Genomic DNA, 18,372 nt, shown 5'->3' with positions numbered 1-18,372 from the left:
GCGCAAGGGGGCTGGCGCGCACGCGATAAGGAGGGACCGACGCATGGCGCCGCCTGCGAACCGGCGCTCGGGCTTTTCCCGCAGGGCGCAGTACACGATCTTCATCAGCTACTTCGCCGGCGTGGCAGGCGTGCTGCTGGGCGTGGTGCTGCTTGTGGTATCGTTCGTGCAGCCAAGCGCCTTTGTCGGCATGCGCGCACTGGCCTCGGACGTGACCGAGCCTGCCGGTCAGGTCACCGCGACCGGTCGCATGGCGAGCAAGAACGTCTTCGCCACCGTCGCCGGGTTCATCAAGGCCGGCAGCCAGCATGCCAAACTTGAACGCGAACTCGCGCTCGCCAAGACGCGCCTCGTCGAGGCGCGCGCCATGTCCGTCGAGAACCGGCGGCTCAAGGGCCTGCTTGGCCTCGCTCGGCAGAACCCGCCGCCGGTGGTCGTCACCCGGCTGACCAGTTCCACCGCGGCGAGCACACGCCGCTTCGCGACGCTCGCCGCAGGGATCGATCGCGGCGTGCAGAAGGGCATGCCCGTACGGTCCGAACTCGGGCTGCTGGGCCGTGTGCTGGAAGTCGGACAGAGCAGCGCGCGCGTGCTGCTCGTCACCGATACCGAGAGCCTCGTCCCCGTCCGCCGAGCCAGCGACGGCGTGCCCGCCTTCGCGCAAGGCACGGGCGACGGCACCATTCGCATCAAGCTGATCAGCCTCGGGCTCAATCCGCTCAAAAAGGGCGATGTCTTCGTCACCTCGGGCTCTGGTGGCCTCTACCGCCCCGGCACCCCGATCGCGATTGCCGCACGCATCAACAGCGATGGCGCGATCGCGCAAGTGCTCGCCAACCCCTCGGACGCCGACTACGTGCTTGTCGACCAGCCATTCGCCCCGGTGCCCCCGCCGCCCGTGGCGCCGATCCCCGACAGCCAGTGAGGCAACCGGCGTGAGGATACTGGCGTGAGGCTTTGGCCAAGCTTCGGGCGCGAGCGCGCGCCGCGGATCAACCGTGCGCCCTCCTCCTTGATCGCTCGCGGCACGCCGTGGCTGACCGTCATGCTCGCCTCGTTGCTGCCGGGATTGTCGCTGATCGCCTCTGCGCCGGTGCTGCCGCCGTTCGGCTTCCTGGTCTTCATCTCCTGGCGTCAGCTGCGCCCCGGTCTGTTGCCGGTCTGGGCTGGCTTGCCGCTCGGCATGTTCGACGATCTCTACTCCGGCCAGCCCTTCGGTTCGGCGGTGCTGCTGTTCTCGGCAGCGGCCATCGCGCTCGACCTGATCGAGGCGCGCCTGCCCTGGCGCAACTTCCTGACCGAATGGCTGGTGGCGATCGGGCTGATCATCGTCTATACCGGTTTCGCATTGGCGCTCGCGAACCTGGACGGCGCCCACACCCCTCTTCGTGTGACCTGGCCGCAGATCGTGATCTCCATCCTCGCCTATCCCCTTGTCGGCCGCTTCGTCGCGCTGGCCGACCGCTTGCGCCTGACGCCTTTCCTGGAAATTCGATGAAGTTCCTTCGTCCGCGCCATGTCAGCATGGCGACGCTGCGCAACAGCTTCGACCGGCGCAGCATGGTCGTCGGCGGAATCCAGGGCGGCATCGGCGTGCTGCTTGCAAGCCGCCTCGGCTATCTCGCCATCGCGCAGAACGAGAAGTACAAGCTCGATTCCGAAAGCAATCGCGTAAACCTCTCGCTGATCCCGCCGCGTCGTGGTTGGATCCTCGATCGCCACGGCTCGCCGCTTGCGTCCAACCGGGCCGACTTTCGCGTCGATGTGATCCCCGATCGCATGACCGACGAAGCGCAGACGATCGGCGAACTGTCCAAGCTGCTGCGACTGACTCCCGTCGACATTCAGGACTTGAAGGACAAGCTGGAGAAATCGCACGGCTTCGCGCCGGTCGAGGTCGCGTCCGGGCTCGACTGGGACCGCTTCGCCGCAGTCAGCGTGCGCCTGCCCGACTTGCCGGGCGTCGTCACACAGCGCGGCTTTTCCCGCTTCTACCCCACCGGTCCGAGCGTCGGACATCTCGTCGGCTACGTCGGCGCGGCGTCTGCCGAAGAGTACGAGAAGGAGAAGGACCCCCTCCTCGTCACCCCCGGCTACAAGGTCGGCAAGGACGGGCTGGAGAAGATCTACGAGAAGGAACTGCGCGGCTACCCAGGCGCGCGCCGCGTGGAGGTCACCGCGGGTGGACGCGTCGTGCGCGATCTCGAGACACGCGAGGACGTGCCCGGCAAGCCGATCAAGCTGACCATCGACGGTCCGCTGCAGGACTATGCCTCTCGCCGGATCGGCCTGGAGTCCGGCGCCGTGGTGGCGATGGACTGCCAGACCGGGGACGTGCTGGCGATGGCTTCCATGCCCAGTTACGACCCCAACAGCTTCTCCGACGGCATCGGCCGTATAGAATGGAAGATGCTCGCGGACGATGACCACGTGCCTTTGCGCAACAAGGTGCTCCGAGGCCTCTATCCGCCTGGTTCCACGGTCAAACCGATGGTCGCGCTCTCGTTCCTGGAGGCCGGGCTCGACCCGCACGAGAGTGTGTTCTGCGGCGGCGGCCTGCGCGTCGGCAATCGCGTGTTCCACTGCTGGCAGCGGCGCGGCCACGGCATGGTCGACATGGCGAAGGGTATCTACCAGAGCTGCGACGTCTATTTCTACCACTTCGCCCAGCGCATCGGCATGGACCCGATCGCCGCGATGGCGCGGCGCCTCGGTCTCGGCCAGGAATTTCAGCTTCCGGTCGTTGGCCAGTCGTATGGCACCGTGCCGGACCCGGCCTGGAAGAAGCGCAAATACGATCGCGACTGGGCGATCTACGACACCGTGAACGCGACCATCGGTCAGGGCTACTTTCTGGTAAACCCTCTGCAGCAAGCCGTAATGGCCTCACGCATTGCCTCGGGACGCAAACTGCTGCCCCGCCTGCTGCACTCAGACCACCCGCCCCAGGCCGCTTCCCTGGGCATTTCGCAGGAGCATCTGGACATCGTGCACAAGGCGATGTCCGATGTGGTCAATGGCCCGGGTACCGCGCATCGCGCGGCGCTGCCGATGAAGGACATCCTGCTCGCCGGCAAGACCGGTACCGCGCAGGTCGTCGGCCTGAACGTCGGCAACGGCAAGGGCGGCTTGTGGAAGCACCGCGATCACGGCCACTTCATCTGCTTCGCGCCTGCCGACAAGCCGCGCTATGCCGTGGCGGTGGTTGTCGAACACGGTGGCGGATCCGGCGCGGCCTACCCGATCGCGCGTGATGTCATGACCTACCTGTTCGACCCGACCAAGGCGGTCGAAGTGCTGCACGACTATGAGAAGCAGTGGGGCGGCACGGCGCAGCAGCGGCTCGATGCCAAGTACCGCGCCTACTCGGCCGCTTACGCCTCGGGCGCACCGGCGGCGCCGTCGGACGAGAGGGTACAGGCCGCCGACCAGGCACCCAGCCCCAACCAGCCTATCCTCAATGACGCGCAGACACCTCCGCCGGAACCTGTAGCGCTGCCGCCGTCACCACCGAACACCGCGACGCCCGCCCCCGCGATCAACATCGCGCCACCGCCTGGAGCCGACTGATGAGCCGCTCGATCGTGCCGGAGACGATCGCCCGCCAGCCCTGGCAGGTGTTGATCCCGCTCGCCATGCTCGTGGCCTTGGGCGCGGCAGTGCTCTACTCGGCCGCCGGCGGGCACTTGCAGCCCTACGCGCTCAACCATGTGCTGCGCTTCTGCTTTTTCCTGCTGGCGGCAGTGATCCTCAGCCGTGTCCCGCGCGACGTGTTCAAGCTGGCAGCCTATCCGATCTATGCCGGCATCCTGATGTTGCTGGTGCTGGTCGAACTTCTCGGCGCAGTCGGCGGCGGCAGCCAGCGTTGGCTCAACCTGGGCTTCATGACGCTCCAGCCTTCGGAACTGATGAAGCCGGGGATCGTCCTCGTGCTGGCGCGCTTCTACGATACGCTGCCGGCCTCTATCACCGCCAGCTGGCGTGGGCTCGTGCCCGCGGGGGCTCTGATCGGCCTGCCGGCGGTGCTGGTGATGATCCAGCCGGACCTCGGCACGGCGTTGGCCATCAGTTTCAGCGGCGTGGTGACGATGTTCCTGGCAGGACTGCCGCTCTGGTGGTTCCTGAGCGCAGTGGGCGCGGCCACCGTCGTCGCGCCGATCGCCTTCTTCACGCTGTTGCACGACTACCAGCGCAACCGGGTGCTCGTGTTCCTCGATCCCGAGAGCGATCCGCTCGGCACCGGCTACCACATCACGCAGTCCAAGATCGCGATCGGCTCGGGAGGCTTCTTTGGCAAGGGCTTCGGCAACGGATCGCAAAGCCACCTGGACTACTTGCCCGAATCCCACACCGACTTCGTCTTCGCGACGATGTCGGAGGAGTGGGGCATGTTGGGTGGCCTGTTCGTGCTCACCGTGTTCGCCATCCTGCTCAGCTGGGGCCTGCGCGTGGCGCGCAACAGCACCGATCGGTTCTCCAGCCTGCTTGCCGCGGGCATGGCCGCGACCATCTTCTTCTACGTCGCGATCAACCTGATGATGGTCATGGGCCTGGCGCCGGTCGTCGGAATCCCGCTGCCCTTCATGAGCCATGGCGGCTCCTCGATGATGACCAACATGATCTGCGTGGGCACGATCATGGCGGTCAGCCGCTGGCAACGTCGCCCGACCGGGCTGAGCTGAAAACTTTTGCGCGAGCCGCGCAAAAAAGCTCTTTCCAAGCGCCGCAAACTCGCTAAAGGGACCGCTCCCGCCGCAACGGGGTGGCCGCAAGGCCGCAGCGGAACGGCAGTGTGGACGCATAGCTCAGTTGGTAGAGCAGCTGACTCTTAATCAGCGGGTCCTTGGTTCGAGCCCAAGTGCGTCCACCACCTTCCTCCTACTAATCGGTCGGCAAGCAGCGGGATCCATCGGACTAGTTCCGGCGGTGTGCTGAAGAGCGGACCTCATCGGAACGTCTTTCGGCTATCGTGAACCTCATCCGATAGCGCCCAGCCTGATCCTTTCGAGGTCGGCGCAATCCGATGGGCTTGACCAGCAAGGTCACGTTCCCCATCCGACCACCCGATCGTGCTTGCGTGAGCTGCGAAGCCTCGGCAACATCCTCACACACAAGGGGGATTTTTCATCATGCGCCACGCCGTGTCCGCTGCCATCGCACTCGCTCTCGCCACGCCGGCCCTGGCGCAGGCCCCTGTGCCCACCGCCGAGAAGGTCGTCGTCATCCACGCCGGCACCCTGCTTGCCGAGCCTGGCAGGCCGCCGCGCGGGAATAGTACCGTGATCGTCCGCGGCACCAAGATCGCCGAGATCCGCGACGGCTTCGTCGATCCGCCGGCCGGGGCCCAGCTGGTCGATCTCAAGGACGGGTTCGTCATGCCCGGGCTGATCGACATGCACGTGCACCTGTGGGGCATCGGCGGCGATCCGCTCAGGGATCGTCTCACTGCGCTCAATCGCGACGATGCCGACGACATGATGTACGCGGTGTCCAACGCGCGCACGACCTTGGCCGCAGGGTTCACCACCGTCCGCGACCTCGGCGGCAATGCGCGCGGGATGCGGGCATTGCGCGAGGGCGTCGAGCGTGGGGACATCGAGGGTCCTTCGATCGTCAATGCCGGCACGGCGATCTCGGTCACAGGCGGCCATGCCGATCCGGCGAACGGCCTTGGCGAAGTCTTCGCCGACGCCGTGCACAAGCACACGGTCAAAACCTGCGACGGTCCCGACGATTGCCGCCGCGCGGTGCGAGAGCAAGTCGCGCTGGGGGCTCAGGTCATCAAGTACATGTCGACGGGCGGCGTGCTCTCCAACGTCTCGGGCGGGCTTGGCCGCGCCATGACAGACGAGGAGATGAAGGCGATCATCGACACCGCCCATGGCCTCGGTCGCAAGGTCGCGACCCACAGCCACGCGGCGGCAGGGACCAAGGCGGCGATCGTGGCCGGGGTGGACACCGTGGATCATGGCTCGTTTCTGGACGACGAGGCGATCAAGCTGTTCAAGTCGCGCGGCGCCTGGCTTGTGCCCACGATGATGGCACCGCGTGCCGCGCTGGCGCAGGCTCGCGCCGGCATGCTCCCGCCCGCCGTGATCCCCAAGGCGGAGGAGGCCGCCGCAGCAGCCTTCGCCAGCCATCAGAAGGCGATCGCGGCCGGCGTGAAGGTCGCGTTCGGGACCGACACTGGCGTGTCCAAGCACGGCGACAACGCGCAGGAGTTCGCATTGCTGGTGGAAGCGGGGATGACGCCGGCCGATGCGCTTAGGACGGCGACGGTCAATGCCGCGGAAGCACTCGGCCAGTCGAGCACGATAGGCACCCTCGCGGCGGGCAAGGAAGCCGACATCATCGCGGTTACCGGCTCTCCGCTGGAGGACGTCACCCGCATGCAGAAAGTCGACTTCGTGATGCGCCACGGCGTGGTGCACAAGGGCGGCATCTAGGCGATCTGCGTCGCTGCTGCACAGGGAGCTCACCCGAGCATTCATCAACGATGCGTGCGGTCATTGGCACGGCCGGGCGGGCCATCGCGCGGCAGCACGTGGCAACGAAGCGAAAGGCTGATCCTGACCACGCGGCTCGCGTTTGCCGCGTGACGAGGAAGGATCAGCTCTCGGTCACCACGTCCACTGCGGCGCCGCTTGCGTCGGGAGCTGACTCGCTCGCCTCCGCGGCGCGGGTCGACATGTCACGGTCGAGTTCGCCGGCCTTGTCGCGGATCGCCTTCTGTGCACCGGCATAGCGCTCGTCGAAGGTGGGCTCCCGCTTGCAAGCCGACAGCGCCGCGAGCGCGACCAGGGCCATGGCGGCGCCCATCCGCATCAGTAGTTCTTCTTGATGCGGACGTTGACGCTGTTGACGCCCGAACCGCCTGCCTGGCTCAGCACCGACAGCCACTTGTTCAAGCTTACCTCCAGCTGCGTGGCGGTAAAGCCGCGCGCGTCGGTGATCAGCTCGACGTAGATGTCGTCGGTCAGGTACTGCCCGGCCGCGAGCGAGGTGCCACGGCCCGTGGTCTCGTCGGGCCCGAGGATCCGCAGGCGATCGATACCCGCAGCCGAACGCAGCTTGCCGAGCGGGTTGAGCCCGCCGCCGGTACCACGCAGCGAGTTCAGGGACGAGGCCAGCTGCACCGCCTGGATGGCCGAGAGATTGGCGACCGAGCTGCCGAACAGGATGCGCGACATGACCTCGTCCTGCGGCAACGAGGGTGTCGAGGTGAAGGTGATCTGCGGGTTCATCGCACGGCCGCTAACGTTCACGTTGACGGTCACGTCCTCCACATCGTCGGTGGCGACGATCCGTACGGTCGGGTCGATGGTCTTGCCGCCGGTGAAGGAGACCAGGCCCTCGCTCAGATCGAAGGAGCGACCGGCAAAGCCCAGCGTGCCGCGGATCAGTTCCACTTCACCGGCCAGGCTGGGCGCCGAGCTGGTGCCGCCGACGGTGAAGTCGGCGCGCCATTCGGACTCCAGGCCCATGCCGGAGACGTAGAGTTTCTCCGGTGCGATCAGGTGCAGATCGAGGCGCACCGAGGAGAACGCATTGCCGGCCGGCTTCGCAGGCTCGTCTCCTGTGATGCGCTGCGGCCCGCGCGGTGGCTTGAAGCGTACGCCGGTGAGCCGCGGTACTTGGGCCGAGCCCTCGCGCACGATCTGGTAGCGCGTTTCGGGGAGACGGATCGTGCCCGAGAGCAGCGGCGGCTGTGCGCCGGTCTTGGTCAGGCGGATCTGTCCGGTCGCGGTCGCCGACAAGGCGTCGCTGCGAGCGAGGCGCGCCTGTGTCAGTTCCACGCTGAGATCCATCGGATAGCCCTGCTCTGCCGCGAGGCTGACCTGGCCCTTCGCCGAGATGGTGCCGTCCCCAGCGCGTGCGGTAAGGCTCTCGATCTGCAGGCTGCTGCCGGTGAAGGCGCCTGACAGGTTCATCTGCGTCAGCTTGGTGCCATAGGTCAGGTTCTCATAAGTGAGGTTCTGACCACGGATCACACCGTTGAGGCACGGCTCCTGCACCCGGCACGAGAAGTCCGCCGCCACGCCGATCGGGCCGGTGAGGCGCTGGTCAGTCAGTCCCGCGAAGGAGAAGAGCGTATCGGCCGGTCCGTTGTAGCGAATGCCCCCGCCCAGCGGCGCGCTCATGAGCCGTTCGCTCCATGACCCCGCACCGGCTCCCAGCGGGCGCAATGTCGCCACCAGGCGGCCGATCACGGTGCCGCGGCGGCGCATTACCGCCCGCGCCTCGCCACCGTCCGGCAGCAGTCTACCCACGAAGTTCACGTCGAGGGGCTGGCTCTGCGAGGCGGCCGTCGTGCGCGTGAAATCGTCGAGGTGCAGGCGCGCGTCGGCGCGCGGGAAGGCGTCGGTGGAGGCTTGCGCGAAATCGAGGCTGCCGCTTGCGCGGCCGCCGATGCCGAGCCCCGGCATGAAGGCATTGACCAGCGCCATGTCGATGTTCTCGAGCCGGCTCTGGATCTTCATGCCATTGCCGTAAGTGCCCGCCAGCTTCACGTTGCCACCGCCGAAGCTGACGTTCGTCGGCAGCAGTTCGTACGAACCGTTCCTGGGAATGATCCGGGCGGGGGTGGTGGTCTTGAGATCAAGGCCACGCACGCGCCCGGCCAGGGCCACGCGCCAGAGTTCGGGCTGCAAGTCGGCGTTGGCGCTCACGCGGAAGGGCACGCCGCTGGTGCCTTCGACGAGGGCCTTGGCCTTGCCGCGGCCGTTCTGATAATCGACCAGAACGCGCGCTGCCGCGATGTTCAGGCTGCCGTACTGGGTGCCGGCAAGCTGCGCATCGGCGATGATCAGCGGTTGATCGTAGAGCACCGCCCTGCCGTCGATGATCGCCGAACCGATCGCCAGGTTCGCAGGCCCCTGGAACACGGTGTCCTTGGCACGCAGGTTGAAGTCGACGGCCTGGAACTTGCCTTGTGCGCCCAGCCTCACCAAGCCGCCCAGGCCATTGCCGTTCGCGGTCAGCTGGCCGCTGAGGGGACCTGCCGGCATCTGTACGATACGACCGGCGAAGTCGACCCCGGACAAGTTGGCGCTGTTGATCTGGATCGCCAGAGCCCGGCCCATCTCAAGGGTGACGTCGGCGCGTAGCGGACCATAGTCGCTGTCGCTGGTCAGATTGAGGTTGTAGCCGCCACGCACGCCATCGATGCGCGCATCGACGTTGGCAAGGCCGATGCCCAGGTTCGGACGTTCGGCGGTGATATGCGCGTTGGGATCGGCGACGGTGCCGGCAACGCGCACGCCGATCTTGCCGTAGCGGCGCGACGTGCCGTCGGCGTTCAGCACGATCTGACCATTCTTGGTCGAGTACGAGCCGCTGCCCCCGGTCACGCGCAAGTCGGGAGCCTCCAGCCGGACACTGGAAAACCGCGCCAGGCCGTCCGATCCGTAGCTCACGCGCGACGAGGCTACGAAGTTGCCGCCAAGGTACGTCTGGAGGTTGTCGTTCAGCAGCCGTGTCGAACGCGCCCGCACCGTGCCTTCCAGGGCATAGCCGTCTTGCTTGGCCTTCAGGTCCATGTCGGTCGTGATGTTGAACACGCCGACGCTCTCGATCCGATAGTCGTCGATCCGCCCGTCGACCGCACCGGTGTAAATCCCGGTGCTCATGTCGGCGAGCAGGATCAGCTTGGCATCGATCCGGTCCGACCGGATGCGCATGTTGTCCGACAGGATCCGAGGACCGTCGATGGCCACGTCGCCGTTCAGCCGCACGTTGGCGAGAGTGCCGCCAGCGACCGTGTCGAGCCCGGTGATGCGCCGCGCGGTGGCGCTGACCGGGATCATGATGCGATCCGGATCAACCGTCGCCGCGCCGGTGGCCACGAAGTTCTCCAGCCCCATATCGTTCATGACGATCCGGCTCGCGTTGATCGCGTATTGGACCTTGGGCGTCGCGAATGCGCCGTCGAGCGTCAGTGCCGCGCGCACGCCCGAGCCGCTCAAGTTCTCGGCCAGTACGGAGGGCTTGAGCAAGACGAAGTCGAGCTTCAGGTTTTCGAAGGAGTTGTCCGACAGGTCGACCACGCCGTTGGGCGTCGCCGTGAATGCGTCGCTCCACACACGACCGCTGATCGTGGCGCGGCGATTGGCGAGCGCGGCGGTCAGATCCAGGTTGGTGATGGGACCAAGCAGGTTGGCCGTGGGGCCGGTCACCAGGCGGGCGATGCGGGTCGGCCCTCGCAGCGTGAAGGTGCCATCTCGCGCCGCCACACCGAGACGCACGAGCTCTCCGCCGCCGAGGTTGGCCGACAATTGGCCGTTCCAATTGGCCCAGCTCCCCTTGCCGCCGAGCTTGATCGCCAGCGGCTCGGTAAAGCCGGCGAGATTGGCGATGACGCCATCGCGCGGGGCATTGAGGTCGAGATCGATGTCCAGCTTGTTGTTCGCCGGCACGGCGTCGAGCTTGACCTTGAAACGATCGCCGCCCAGCACGCCTTGGCTCGCGACGGTTCCGCCAACGGCATCGATCTGCGCACGACCGTCGGCGATGTGGGTGCGCCCGTCGATCGTCGCGATCCGGCGTGCGCCGGTGACCGGCTTCTCGATGACGAATCGATCGACCTTCAGGCGGCCGATGTCGATGTCGAGATCAGGCAGCAGCGGCTCGTTGGGATCGGCAGGCGGTGTCGCCTTGAACTTGGGCGTACGGCGCAGGATCATCCGTTGCGCGGTGGCGGAGCGGACGTCGACATGGTTGCTGAGATACGCGAAGGGGCGCCAGTCGACGTCGATCTCGGGCGAGAACAGGAACTCGCCCTGGGGATCGCGCACCGAAAGATTGCGCAGCGTCATCTTGCCATAAAGTGAGCCCTCGATCCGACCGACGTGGATCTTCATGCCGTTCTGGAACTCGAGCGCGGCGATCTGGTCGGCGACGAAACGGTGGCCCGGGCTCGTGTTGAGGCCCAGCACGATCGCGAGCGCGAGCATGATCACGCCGATTACCAGCGCGGCGAGCGTCTTGAAAATGCGCATGCCCCAGCGGCGACGCGGACGCTCGACGATCACCGTCTCTTCGGTGGAGGTCGAAGCCAAAGGAGTGTCCTGCGGGTCGGCCATCAGAACGCCTGCCCGATCGAGACATAGATGTTGAGGCGCGATTCACCACGGCGACGCCCGAGAGGCGTTGCGACGTCCACACGCAACGGTCCGAAATTTGTGTAGAAGCGCCCGCCGATGCCGACGCCGTATCGCATGTCCGAGAACTTGGGCGTGGTGGACTCGTACGATTGGCCGGCATCAAGGAAGGCGACCACCCCATAGTTGCCGAAACGGTAACGCCCTTCGATCGCACCTTCGTTCAGGCTGCGACCACCGATCGGATCACCGTTGGGATCGAGCGGGCCCAGCTTCTGGTAGCCGAACCCGCGCACGGAGCCGCCGCCGCCCGAATAGAGCCGCCGCGAAGGCGCGATGTCGTCTCGCGCCGCTCCCTGGATCGTGCCGAAGCGCACGCGGCCTGCCAGCACGAAATCTCCGAACGGAACGTAGGCGGAGCCATCGATGCGCGCGCGGATGTAAGGGTTGAAGCCATTGCCCAGCGAGCCTTCGGGCTGCACGAGCGCAGTAACGCGAAAGCCCTTGGTGGGATTGAGCAGGTCATCGGAGGTATCCAGGCCCACTTGTCCGTTGAGCGAGGCAACGTAGTACGTGCGCCGGCGGCGTTCCCCGGCATTGAAATCGTAGGCGCGCTCCGCGGTGCCGAGCAGTTCGACGCCGTATGCGTAGGTCAGTCGCTTCTGCCAGATCTGCGTGGAATCATAGCTGACCCGCGCGGCGAGGCGTCCGGTAATTGCGTTGTAGGCGTCGTAGTCGCTCCGCAGCCCCTCGGCGACCGCCTCGAACGTGCGGTCGCGTTGCCCGGCATTGGCGCGGCGGAACGTCACGCCCGCGCCCTGTTCCTGCGTGCCTGCGATCCCGTGGACGATCAGCGCGCCCTCGGGCGGGAACATGTTGCGATGGGTCCAGGTGCCTTCGATGGTGAAGCCCTGCCCGGCCGCGTACCCTGCGCTGCCCGCAATCGTGCGGGGCGGGCCGGCATCCTGCTTGACCAGCATCGTCACGTATTCGGTGCCATCGCCGACCTGCTCGTTGGTGCGCTGCGGCTCGGCCGAGACGGTCGAGAACAGCCCGGTCGCGACCAGCGCCTTGCGCAAGTCGTCCACCTTGCGGCTGTCGTAGAGTTCGCCGCGCTTGAAGCGGGCGAGCGTCTGCACATGGTCGACGTCGAACGCCAGATCGCCCTCGGTCCGGAAACCACCGAAGCGGCCGCGCGGACCGACCGTGACCGGCAAGGTATAGGCGCCGCTGCCGGTGTTCTGGTCGAGCAGGATGTCGCGGTCACCCACGGCGGCGAAGGGGTAACCGTTCTCCGGCAGCGCCAGCGCGACTTGCGCCTCGGCGCCCTGCACGCGCTCGGCGACGATCGGTTCTCCGATCTTCAGCGCAAGATTGTCGGAGATGAGCGTCGGCGGCACCGTTGGGTCTGCGTCGACCTTGATCTCGGAGAAGGTGAAGCGTTTGCCGGGCTGCACGTCGATGACGGCGTTGAGCGGCAGGCCGCTCGGGCCATCGGTGCGGTCAAGGTGCGTGCGAACCTGCGGGTCGTACCAGCCTTCGGATGCGAGGATGGTCTTGATCAGCTCGCTGTCCTCGGTCAGGCGCGCGGAGGCCATGGCGACGTTATCCGCCTTGCCGTCGCCTTTCTCCAGCGCCGAGAGGCTCTTGAACTGGCTCTTCAGGCTGACGGCAGTTTCCCCATCCGCGGCATCCAGACCGTTGAGGCGCACCGCGTAGGTCACCCGCAAGTCGCGGTTGGCGGCTTCCTCGTCTTCCGCGAACTGGACGGGGGCGACTTCGAACTGGTTCAGGGGTGGCAACGGCGCGGTGAGTTCCGCGTCCGCGACGGGCGCATCGCCGACTTCCTCTACCGCGTCGCCGTCCGCAAGCGCGGGATCCTTGGCGGGCGGTGCCTGACCCTCGGTCGGCTTGGCGTTGCTCTGTTGGGTAGCGAGGCGACGCTCGAAGCTCTCGATCGATTCCAGAGGCTGGTCGAGCACCGGATCCCCGCCGGCATCGAGTGCCGGGATGGCGCTGTTGAACTCGGTGTCGGGGATGATCGGATCGACTTGCGGGAGCGCCGCTCCGGGCGGCGGCGCCGGCACGGGGATGGTGCCCGCCCGGATCGCATCCTCAGCGGGAGAAGCGGGCGGAGTGGCTGCCTGCTGCGTCGCAGTGCTGCTGGAAGCGCTCTCCTGAGCCAGCGCCGGACTGCTCAGCAACGCGAGCGCCAGAGCCATCGTCGCGGCACCTGTCAGTCGGGCATTCCTCGCCGTCAGCGGGGAACCATGCCCACGCTCGAAGCTTTGCTGTGACATGCGCCGTGGAATACCTCACCCCCCGCCAGAAGACGAGGCCTCCACCAGCCAAGTCCGGCCCTTAATCGCATGACAAGCAACAAAGTTCCACAGATCTAGGAGGAATTTGCGTGACCGAAGCCGTGGCCGACCTGGTGACCGCGACTCAAGATCCGCCCGGCTCCCACGCCTCCTCCCCCTGGTCGATGCCCCGTGCGGCCTGGATCAAGGTGCTCAAGCGCGTGTACGTCATGATCGGCTTCCACGAACTCGGGCTGCTGGCGGCCGGGCTTGCGTTCTTCGTGTTTCTCGCAATCACGCCGCTGATCGCAGCGACGGTGATGATCTATGGCCTCATCGGTGACACCGCGAGTGTGCAAAAGCAGATGGAGGCGATCGTGCATGTGGTGCCGGCAGAGGCGGCGAGGCTGATTCAGGAGCAGCTGCTGCAGATCGTCACGACCAGCACCGGCGTCACCGGGTTCGCCTTGCTGATAGCGCTGTTCTTCGCCGTCTATGGCGGCATGCGCGCAGCCAGCGGCATGATCAGCGCGCTCAACATCATCAACGAGGAGCATGAGACCCGCTCGTTCCTCAGGCTGACCTTGCGGGCGGCGGGGCTCACTATTGCGGCCGTGCTGATCGCGCTGACCGGCCTGCTCTCGGGCGGCGTCTTCGCCTGGCTGCAGACGCAGACCGGCGTGTTCCTGGGCGACGCCACCACGCTGCTGTTCAAGCTGCTGACCTGGGCGGCGGCGATCGCGCTGGGCACCAGCGGCTTCGCCCTCATCATGCGGTATGGGCCGGATCGCAGGCCCGCGAAGTGGCGCTGGCTCACGCCCGGATCGCTGCTCGCGACACTGCTGTGGATACTGGTCTCGTTCGGCTTCTCGCTCTACGTCGCCTACATCAGCGACTACAACGCCACCTATGGGTCGCTATCGGCGATCGTCGTGTTCCTGATGTGGCTGTTCCTATCGGCGTACGGCGTCCTCTTGGGCGCACTGCTCAATGCCGAGATCGAGCGGCAGACGACCTGCGACACCACGGTCGGCCCTGCCCGTCCTCCGGGCGAGCGCGGTGCCGTCCTCGCCGACCAGATCGAGGAGCGGGTTCCTTCTCGGGAGGCGCTGGACAAACGCAAGCGCCGCCATGCCGAGCATGTCCGACGCAAGGCCGATCGCGCGGCCGGCAGGCCGGAGCACGCCTGACACCCGGTTCCTGCTCAAGCCGATCGGCTGCGGCTGTGATTTACATTGGATCGAATCCCGGTATCTAAGCATCCGATTAGCGATAAGATCGGGAGACGATTGCCAGCCATGCCCCGCTTGCGAAAGCCGACGGCGATCCGCCTGCTCGCCCTCGCGCTGGCATCCCTTGCCGCGTGCAGCCATGACGCGGCCAAGCAGCCGGACGCAAACATCGGTGCGACCGATGATTGGCCCGGCGTGGGCGGCGGCGCGGACGAGGCGCAATACTCCAAGCTGACCGAGATCGACACCGCATCGGTCGACAGGCTCGGCCTCGCCTGGGCGCTCGATCTGCCCGGGGAAGTCACGCTCGAGGCGACGCCGCTGGAGGTCGCTGGGACGATCTTCTTCACCGGCAGCTATGCCAAGGCCTATGCGGTCGACGCGTTGACCGGCAAGGTGAAGTGGACTTTCGACCCCAAGACCTGGCAGCACGATCCGGCCGCCATGCACTTCTCGTTCGGCGCCAACCGCGGCATGGCGTACGAGAACGGCCGCGTCTTTTTCGCCTCGCTCGACGGGCGGCTGTTCGGTCTGGACGCCAAGACCGGCAAGCAGTTGTGGGTGACCGAGACGGTGCCCGAAGGCGCCTACAACATTAGCACCGGTGCGCCGCGCGTGATGAACGGCAAGGTCATCATCGGCAACGGCGGAGCGGACTTCGGCGCGCGGGGCTACGTCACCGCGGTGGACGCTGCGACCGGCAAGGAAGCCTGGAAGTTCTTCACCACGCCGGGCAAGCCGGGCGACAACAACAACCAGCCGGAGCTGGAAAGGGCCGCGGCGACATGGGGCCCGGCGCATCTGAAGGCGGGCGGCGGCGGTGGCACCGTCTGGAACGGCATGACCTTCGACCCGGCGCGCAACCGCGTCTACATCGGCGTCGGCAATGCCGGCCCGTACGACCCCGAGGCCCGCGACCCCGGCGGCGGCGACAACCTCTACACGTCCAGCATCGTCGCGCTCGATGCCGGCACCGGCAAATACCTGTGGCACTACCAGGAAAACCCGCGTGACAGCTGGGATTACAAGGCGACGCCGAACATCGTCACGGCCACGCTGAACCTTGACGGCCGCGCTCGCGACGTGATCCTGCATGCGCCCACCAACGGCTTCCTCTATGTGATCGATCGCGATACTGGCAAGGTCATCTCGGCCGGCGCTTCGGCGCAGATGAATTGGGCCAGGGGCATCGACCTCAAGACCGGCCGCCCGATCGAGAACCGCGATATCCGCTACGAGACCGGGCTTACCAAGATCTGGCCCGGCACCGTGGGCGGACACAACTGGCAGCCCATGAGCTACAGCCCGCGCACCGGCCTGGTCTACATTCCGCAGCAGCAGATCGGCGCCCGCTTCTCCCGCAAGGGCGGCTCGGAGAACGCCTTCAACGTCATGGGCCTGACGCTCGAGCCGATAGTCGAAAAGCCCGGCGATGGACACGGCTTCCTGGTGGCATGGGATCCGGTGGCGCAGAAGCAGGCGTGGCGGGTGGAGCACAAGGGATTGTGGAACGGCGGCACACTGGCAACAGCCGGTAACCTCGTGTTCCAAGGCACCGCCGACGGTTACTTCAAGGCCTTCGACGCTGCCAACGGCAAGGAGGTCTGGTCGTTCAATGCGGGGCTGGGCATCATCGGCGCGCCGATCAGCTATCGGCTGAACGGCAAGCAGTACGTCTCCATCCTCGTCGGCTATGGCGGCACGACGGCGGCCTATGGCAAGTTCATGGACATGGGCTGGAAGTACGGCGCACAGCCGCGACGCCTGCTGACCTTCGCGCTCGACGGCAAGGCGGCCCTGCCCGCCAGCCCCGCCGCGACGTTCAAGGTGGCCGCGCTCGACGATCCCGCACTCACGTTGAACGAGGCGGATGTCGCGGCCGGCCGCGGGCTCTCGATTCAATGCGCGGCCTGCCACGGCGTCGGCCTGCAATCGACAGGCACGCCCGGGCCGGACTTACGCGAATCCGGCATCGCGCTGAAGCTCGACACCTTCAAGGAGCTGCTCAAGTCCGGCGCGCTAATGGAGCAAGGCATGCCTCGGTTCGAGAACCTGACGGACGAGCAGATCCGCCAACTCCATGCCTACGTTCGAGCCAAGGCGCGCGAGGCCCTGGGCAAGCGCCAGGCTGACAGAAGCGCGCCCATGCCGAAGTTGTGAGGGCCGCTTCCTTCAGGGATCAGGGTGCCCTCAAGACACCTCGGTCGCTTGAAGTACCTCGGTCGCTCAAAACACCTCGCCTGCTCAAAACACCTCGCCTGCTCGAAGCACCTCGTCATCCCCGCGTAGGCGGGGATCCCGCTTGTTCTTGTTGCCCGCGCGCGCGCGCAACAACTTCAAAGCCGATAACCACGGCCGCAAGAAGATCCGCTCTGCAAGGCGAGAGGCCCCTGCCACCTCCCCTTGCAGCAGAGGATCGCCAGGTCAGCCTCATGTCACATCGCCGCCGCGATCACACTGCCGCCCGGTTGCTGCCTCGTGCGACCCCAGCGTAGCTAGCAGCAACACCGCGCGAGACGCGACAGAACAGAGAGGAAGGACTTCATCATGAGCGACATCCTGGGCTACAAGGGCAAGCGCGTCATCGTCAGCGGCTGCTTTTCAGGCATGGGCGAGGCGACTGCCAAGCTGCTCCTCTCGCTCGGCGCCGAAGTGCATGGCTTCGACTTCAAGGATGTCGACCTTCCCCTCGCCTCGTTCAACAAGGTCGACCTGCGCGATCCCGCGACAATCGAAGCGGGCGTGGCCGCCGTTGGAGGCAAGATCGATGCGCTGTTCAACTGCGCCGGTCTGCCCGGCGGTGGCGGCTTCCATCCGCTCGACACGATGAAGGTCAACTTCCTGGGCACGCGGCACCTGACGGAACAGGTCGTGCCGCTGATGGCCGACAAGGGGGCGATCATCTCCATCGCATCGACCGGCGGCCTTGGCTGGAGCCGTCGCATCCCGGTTCACATGCAACTGCTGCAGACGCAAGGCTTTCAGGACGGCCTCGCCTGGTGCGAAGCCAATCTGGACCAAGTGGCCGAGGGCTATGCCTTCTCCAAGGAAGCCGTCATTGTGTGGACCCAGTTCATGGGCGCGCAGCTGATCAAGAAGGGCATCCGCATCAACTGCTCGCTGCCTTCGCCGACACAAACTCCGATGATGGCGACCTTCCATGCGACGTCTGGCAAAGACGTGGTGGACGCCGCGGCCGAGCCGCTTGGCCGCTACACCACGCCCGAGGAGCAGGCGGGCCCATTGGTCCTGATCAACTCGGACCTTGCAGGCGTGGTCAATGGCATCGTTCTGCCTGTGGATGGCGGCTTCATGGGCGGGCTCGCAACCGGCCAAGTCGATATCAGCAAGATGATGGGCGGAGCGAAGCGGCAATCCTGAGTCCAAAATTTGAATGAGCATCTCCTCACAGTGGGTGCTCATTTAACGTTGTCCGGGACTTGATCCGGGACCGGCTTCGCCGTTCACGATCCTCCCCCGCATCGCTGCGACTTGGCGGAACGGATCGCGGGTCAAGCTCGTGACGACGCCGCTCAGAAAGTGCTGTCCTACATGCGAGCGATCGTGCTTGCATGGCACCATGCTCGACCTCACAGCCCTGTCGATCTCTTCAGATCCGTCGCTCCTGCCGCCCGGCGGGGTGGGAGTAAGCGTCCGGTGAGCGGTTCTGCTCAGGCGGCGCGGTAGTTCCAAGGCAAGAGATCGTCGATTTGACGGTTGGGGTGGTCGGCGATGCGGTTG

At 66.2% G+C, this 18,372-nt stretch carries 11 protein-coding genes and 1 tRNA gene; 9 read left to right on the top strand and 3 right to left on the bottom strand.

What is annotated here, in order from left to right; translation table 11 throughout:
• The first annotated feature begins 43 nt into the window (after nucleotides 1–43).
• The 6 genes from HNO88_RS00060 (at nucleotide 44) to HNO88_RS00035 (ending at nucleotide 6,446) form a co-directional block, all read left to right on the top strand.
• A complete protein-coding gene (locus HNO88_RS00060; RefSeq protein WP_184241543.1) occupies nucleotides 44–925 on the top strand; it encodes a rod shape-determining protein MreC in 882 nt (293 codons plus the stop codon).
• A 24-nt stretch (nucleotides 926–949) separates the two neighbouring features.
• Nucleotides 950–1,498, top strand: coding sequence for a rod shape-determining protein MreD (mreD, locus tag HNO88_RS00055; protein ID WP_312856961.1), 549 nt, complete (start codon nucleotides 950–952; stop codon nucleotides 1,496–1,498).
• On the top strand, nucleotides 1,495–3,570 hold the full coding sequence (mrdA, locus tag HNO88_RS00050) for a penicillin-binding protein 2 (protein WP_246381064.1): 2,076 nt from the start codon (nucleotides 1,495–1,497) through the stop codon (nucleotides 3,568–3,570). The genes mreD and mrdA overlap by 4 nt, the downstream gene beginning before the upstream one ends.
• On the top strand, nucleotides 3,570–4,682 hold the full coding sequence (rodA, locus tag HNO88_RS00045) for a rod shape-determining protein RodA (RefSeq protein WP_184241541.1): 1,113 nt from the start codon (nucleotides 3,570–3,572) through the stop codon (nucleotides 4,680–4,682). The genes mrdA and rodA overlap by 1 nt, the downstream gene beginning before the upstream one ends.
• 112 nt (nucleotides 4,683–4,794) lie before the next feature.
• Nucleotides 4,795–4,870 (top strand) — tRNA-Lys (locus tag HNO88_RS00040).
• Between the two features lie 259 nt (nucleotides 4,871–5,129).
• Nucleotides 5,130–6,446, top strand: a complete 1,317-nt coding sequence (locus HNO88_RS00035; protein WP_184241539.1) for a metal-dependent hydrolase family protein — start codon at nucleotides 5,130–5,132, stop codon at nucleotides 6,444–6,446.
• A gap of 163 nt (nucleotides 6,447–6,609) precedes the next feature.
• Here the strand turns inward: HNO88_RS00035 and HNO88_RS00030 are convergent, their stop codons facing one another.
• From HNO88_RS00030 to HNO88_RS00020, 3 genes are read right to left on the bottom strand one after another with little or no spacing between them, the layout of a single operon-like run.
• Complete coding sequence (locus HNO88_RS00030) at nucleotides 6,610–6,825, bottom strand: hypothetical protein (protein ID WP_184241537.1); 216 nt, start codon at nucleotides 6,823–6,825, stop codon at nucleotides 6,610–6,612.
• Complete coding sequence (locus HNO88_RS00025) at nucleotides 6,825–11,081, bottom strand: translocation/assembly module TamB domain-containing protein (protein WP_184241535.1); 4,257 nt, start codon at nucleotides 11,079–11,081, stop codon at nucleotides 6,825–6,827. Before HNO88_RS00025 ends, HNO88_RS00030 begins: the two co-directional genes overlap by 1 nt.
• Nucleotides 11,081–13,321, bottom strand: coding sequence for an autotransporter assembly complex protein TamA (locus tag HNO88_RS00020; RefSeq protein WP_246381063.1), 2,241 nt, complete (start codon nucleotides 13,319–13,321; stop codon nucleotides 11,081–11,083). Before HNO88_RS00020 ends, HNO88_RS00025 begins: the two co-directional genes overlap by 1 nt.
• Before the next feature lie 188 nt (nucleotides 13,322–13,509).
• Here HNO88_RS00020 and HNO88_RS00015 point away from each other — a divergent pair, with 188 nt between their 5' ends.
• The 3 genes from HNO88_RS00015 (at nucleotide 13,510) to HNO88_RS00005 (ending at nucleotide 18,012) form a co-directional block, all read left to right on the top strand.
• Entirely contained in the window at nucleotides 13,510–14,589 is a 1,080-nt protein-coding gene (locus tag HNO88_RS00015) for a YihY/virulence factor BrkB family protein (protein WP_312856960.1), read from the top strand.
• 108 nt (nucleotides 14,590–14,697) lie between these two features.
• Nucleotides 14,698–16,791, top strand: a complete 2,094-nt coding sequence (locus HNO88_RS00010; protein WP_184241531.1) for a PQQ-dependent dehydrogenase, methanol/ethanol family — start codon at nucleotides 14,698–14,700, stop codon at nucleotides 16,789–16,791.
• 387 nt (nucleotides 16,792–17,178) lie between these two features.
• On the top strand, nucleotides 17,179–18,012 hold the full coding sequence (locus HNO88_RS00005; RefSeq protein WP_184241529.1) for a coniferyl-alcohol dehydrogenase: 834 nt from the start codon (nucleotides 17,179–17,181) through the stop codon (nucleotides 18,010–18,012).
• The last annotated feature ends 360 nt before the right edge of the window (nucleotides 18,013–18,372 follow it).

The sequence above is a fragment of the Novosphingobium chloroacetimidivorans genome, from assembly GCF_014204535.1.
Lineage (GTDB): Bacteria > Pseudomonadota > Alphaproteobacteria > Sphingomonadales > Sphingomonadaceae > Novosphingobium > Novosphingobium chloroacetimidivorans.
The sequence above is the reverse complement of the archived record's forward strand: the minus strand, read 5'-3'. Positions and strand labels throughout refer to the sequence as shown.